This window comes from Psychrilyobacter sp., from assembly GCF_049671765.1.
In the GTDB taxonomy this organism is placed as follows: Bacteria; Fusobacteriota; Fusobacteriia; order Fusobacteriales; family Fusobacteriaceae; genus Psychrilyobacter.
Window position 1 is genome coordinate 1 of the sequence record NZ_JBATVM010000265.1, and the last position, 4,858, is coordinate 4,858.

Below are 4,858 nucleotides of genomic sequence, written 5' to 3' on the forward strand. Positions count from 1 at the left end.
GATGTCTATAGTGTTGTTCTTATTGCTAATAAACTAACTTCTTGTTCTTTATTTAATTCATTACCTTCAACCATTGAAATTATTATATCTAAAAATTTTCTTTCTTTAGTATTTTTTAAATTATAAATTTCATTTAATTTTTTTAATACTTTCTTTTTATATTTATCACTAATAGCATCACCAAATCTTAAATCTGAAATTTCTCCAACTAAATAAACTAATTTTTTAAATAACTCCTTATTTTTAACAAGGTCAATACTTTCTAATATATTATCTATTAAAGGATATAAAACTTCTATATCTATTGGGTTCTCTTTTTCTCTTGATGACAGTTTACCTAAAGACCACAATAATTTTTGAGGATCCAATTCTTTTGAAATTTCTATTTTATCATTATAATATTGCATAAGATACTTCACTGTATTTTTACTATAGCCTGTTTTTCCCAATGCAATTAAAACATCATTTTTAATAGTTTTACTCAATTGATCTCCAAATAAAAACAGTAAACTTGATTCTGCAAATTTTTGTTCACCTTTACCTATTGTATTTACATAATCTTTAATTATCCTATTAATATTTTTAGGGTCACCTTCACAAACTTTCATGATAACATCTGGATGAATATATTTTATTAATGATTTAGTTACATATTCCCTATAGTCATCATAATATTTAATTAAATCACCAAGTAAAATTATTACTTTACTTTTTGCATCATTTTTCAAATATTTCGTCATGTTTAAAAGGATGTTAATAAATTCATCACCATTCCTTGCATTTTTTATCTTATTACTTATATTTTTGAAAGTTGAATTATCAATTTTTTTCTGATCTAAAACCTTCTTTAATTGGATTATTGTATCTTCAATATTAAGTTCCAAACCTGTTTTAGGCTCTTTTCTTGGTTTTTTTATTTTGATTTTTTTTATTTTGATTTCTTCTTCTTCTATTTTATCAGAGGCAACTTCAACTTTAAATTTATTACATTCGTCACCTAATTTCCAACCTTCTAATTCCATTAATCCAGCTTCATTAACTTTTGCTTTTAATGCTATCCTATCGCCTTTTCTTAAAGCTTTGTCAAAAATAACTCTTCTGGATGCTATTTTTTTATTAGGTTCTTTCTTATCTGTTCTTTCGCCTAAGTAAAATGGGAATAATAAAGTAGTTGCACCATCTTCTTGAATATCAAATTTTTCTGATATTTCAGATTCATAGGGTAATTCTTCTCCTGCATTTACTAAATGATGAACAAAATCTCCTTTTATTTCTATACCTATACTCTCATTTTGAATAGTTCCATATGTTATCCCTTGGTGTAGAGTATAGTGATAATATGAAGCTCCAAATGCTACTGCTTTATCTTCGTCTATTTCTGTTATAGGTTTAAATCCAAAAAAATCTTCTAATCTTTTTTGAATAAAATATAATTTAGACATCCCACCATTAAGTAGTACACCATCTATTCTTATATCTTTACCTAATTTATTTTTAGCTTTCGCTAAAACGTCTAATATCGGGTAGATAATATTGTCATTTTCAGAAAAATTAATATCATTTATTTTTTTATAGTCATCATATTTTAAATTTTCACCTAATAATTCAGATATAATTCCTTGATAACCCTCTAAATCCAAATCCAAATCAATACCCTTATTATCATATATATTTGAAGCCATTACTTCATAATCATCTAAACTTTTTAAATCTTCTTCGTATATTAATTCATTCATAATTTCTGTATTAAATTCTATTTTTACATTTTCTGCTAAAGAGATTAATCTTTTATCTAATTCTTCTTTTCTTGACCCATCCAATGAATCATAATCAACTTTTTTATCTATTAAGTGCGCTAAGAAGTAATCTGCTAATTTTTTATCAAAATTGTCCCCACCTATTTGTGTATACCTAGAGATTGCATAATCTTTAATATTTATTTTATCTATTTCAGATTTATATTCTAACTCATGAAGAGATACGTCAAGTGTTCCACCACCTAAATCAAAAACTAAAAAATTCTTTTTCTCATCTAACTTCATAGTGGGTATTTTTCCTTGTTTCCATTCATATACAAAATTAAACAATGCAGCTCTTGGTTCATCTAATAATATATTTCTTGGCGTTCCATCATCATTCTTTACTTTAAATCCTGCATTTTCTGCTGCCTTTAAAGTAGCTTTTTTTTGATCAGAGCTAAATGAAGCTGGAACGGTTATAACAACATCATCTGGAAACATTTTAAACTTTTTTTCTGATAATTTAGCTATATATTTTAATATTAGACTGGATATATCCTCAGGATTATATATATTTTCATCAAATATTAGTTCTTCTTCTTTTCCCATTTGACTTTTTATTGAACTTACTACTCTACTTCCTTGAGTAGCTAACATCCCTTTTGCATAAGGTCCAATTATAGGCCTTGCATTTTGTTTAAAATATACACAAGATGGTAATAATCCTATTTTAGTCATCCCACCATCTTTATTTTGTGCTGAAATTTCATTAATATTTATATCTAGTTCTCCAGAATTTGGATTTATTCTGCCATATGACATAACTGTATTAGTAGTTCCTAAATCTATACCTATATAATAATTATTTTTCATTGTTAATCAACTCCTTAACTTTTGGCCTACTAATAATATCTTCTCTTATTTTCCAACCAGAAGTTTCTATTTCAACATTTTTTATTTCATTATCTTTAAATTCGCTACCATAATAATCATAATTTTTAGTTTCTTCTATTGAAATTTCAATTTTTTTCCCAATTTTTTCAACCTCTTTTATTTCATATTTTTTTAAAAACTTCATAAATACTTTTTGGGAAATAACCATAGATTCTACTTCGGACTGTATTTCTATTCCTTCTTTTTTTAATGTCTTTAGTATTTTGTTATTTTCAGAAAAATTATCTAATAAATAATCGTTGTCTTCTGAATTCATATTCTTAAAAATATCAATAAAAGCTTGAGTTTCATATTTTTCCTTTAACATTTCATTTTCTTCTTCAAAATCTAGTTTTTCCGATTCTAGTAAAATCAAACTACTTCTTAAATTTTGAATCTCTAATTCTAAATTTTGAATTTTTTCTTTATCATCTACTTTATTTTTTACTTCATTAATTGCTTCTGACAAATCTTCTAAAAAAAATTTTAATTCACTATTAGTTTTAAACATTATATTTTGTAATTCATTGACCATAATATATTCTTTAGTTAATAAATAAAAAATAAATTTATTTTCTAATTTATTTATCTTATTTTTTTCAAAATTACCTTCGATAATATTTTTCATTAATTTATTAGATTTATTTTTTATCTTTTGAATTTTTTCATTATCTAATATTTCATCCTTTAACATCAAACGATTATCTGTTAAAAAGTTTTTTATTTTAAAATAATTAACATTAATATTATTTTTTATTTCTTTAATATTTGAATTTTTTTCTTTATATAGTTGTTCTATAATTTTAACTTCTTTTAATTTGGATTCTTGCAATTGTAAGTCTAGCTCTTTCATATGCTTTAAACATACTTTTTTTATTATATATTCCATCTTATTCCTCCGTTTTTATATGAAAATTTTAAACCCATTATGTCCCATATGTATATTTTTTCTGCCCTCATATTTTTTATGTAAATCAATATATAGATTGTTATCTTTAAAATCACTGTTGTTCCCGTGAATTAAGATTATATTTTTGGCATTTACTTTTTCTATTAACTCTTTAGTTCCACTTTGTGTTGCATGGGCGCCCTTATGAATATTATAAACAGCAGCATTTAAATTTATTTTTTTATCATTTATAATAAATTTTTCATTGTTGTTTCTAAAAGCATTTATTAATTTATTTCCTGTGCTATTGAAGGCTAAATACCCTGAAAAAATTATTAAATCATTTTTTTCTGTAATCATTTTCTCTGCATATCTGTATGATTTACTACCCTTCATTAACATCCCAGAACTAGTTACAACTATACATGGATGATCTTTAAAATTATATATAAGACTTTTTTCTGCATCCTTAATATTTTCAGAATAGATGTTTACTCCATATTTTTCATATATTTTACTAGAGAATTTTGCAGTTGCATCTATATAAATAGGAACAGTCTCGATTAATCCTTTTTTCATTAAATCGTCTAGATATAATATGATTTCTTGCGCTCTTCCAACTGCAAATACTGGAAATAAAATATTCCCATGATTTTTTATAGATTGATTAATTACTTTACATAGCTGAATTTCTTCTAAATTAGAATCTTTAGCTTTAGTATTATTATAATTACCATAAGTATTTTCTGTTACCAATAAATCAACTTCTAAACCTTTTGGTAATTCATATGCAGGAACAGTATATTGAGGCTGTTCTGAAAAATCACCAGTAAATAAAACTTTATATCCATTTACATTGATATATAACATTCTTGCGCCTAATATATGTCCTGCATTATAAAATTTTGCTTCAAATTCATCATTATTAGAAATAATTTTTTCATCTATTTTTTTAATGCTAATACTAGTTAAAGCTTTATCTATAATTAATTGTTTATACGTATCTAAATTTAAATTATCATCATAAAATTCATTAAAGTTATTTGATATAAGGTCAGCAAGTAATAAAAAAGCAATATCTCTTGTCGCCGCTGAAGCATACATAGGGGTATTCCCCTTTTGTTCAAATAATTTATTTATACTTCCTACATGATCGAGATGAGCATGAGTTAAAAATATAGCATCAAGTTCACTATAAGAATCTATTAAGCCTTCTCTCTCTAAATTAGGGCGTTTCCCAAATTTAGTGTAAATTAAAATATTCCCTTTCTAACTATTAGAGGTATAATCTAGTAAT

The 4,858-nt window shown here is 24.5% G+C and carries 3 protein-coding genes; all 3 read right to left on the reverse strand.

Going from position 1 to position 4,858, the window contains the following annotated elements:
- Positions 1–5: 5 nt before the first annotated feature.
- The 3 genes from WBG30_RS12530 to WBG30_RS12540 are packed head-to-tail and all read right to left on the reverse strand — an operon-like array spanning position 6 to position 4,821.
- Complete coding sequence (locus WBG30_RS12530; protein ID WP_424505003.1) at positions 6–2,612, reverse strand: Hsp70 family protein; 2,607 nt, start codon at positions 2,610–2,612, stop codon at positions 6–8.
- Positions 2,602–3,561 carry a hypothetical protein gene (locus WBG30_RS12535; protein ID WP_424505004.1) on the reverse strand — a complete coding sequence of 320 codons (960 nt, stop codon included), beginning with the start codon at positions 3,559–3,561 and terminating at the stop codon, positions 2,602–2,604. The genes WBG30_RS12530 and WBG30_RS12535 overlap by 11 nt, the downstream gene beginning before the upstream one ends.
- Positions 3,562–3,576: 15 nt before the next feature.
- Positions 3,577–4,821: an MBL fold metallo-hydrolase gene (locus tag WBG30_RS12540; RefSeq protein ID WP_424505005.1), complete on the reverse strand. Its 1,245-nt coding sequence runs from the start codon at positions 4,819–4,821 to the stop codon at positions 3,577–3,579.
- Positions 4,822–4,858 lie beyond the last annotated feature (37 nt).

Coding starts and splice junctions, on each gene's coding strand:
- WBG30_RS12535 (WP_424505004.1), bottom strand. CDS start 3,561: ATGGAATATATAATAAAAAAAGTATGTTTAAAGCATATGAAAGAGCTA.
- WBG30_RS12530 (WP_424505003.1), bottom strand. CDS start 2,612: ATGAAAAATAATTATTATATAGGTATAGATTTAGGAACTACTAATACA.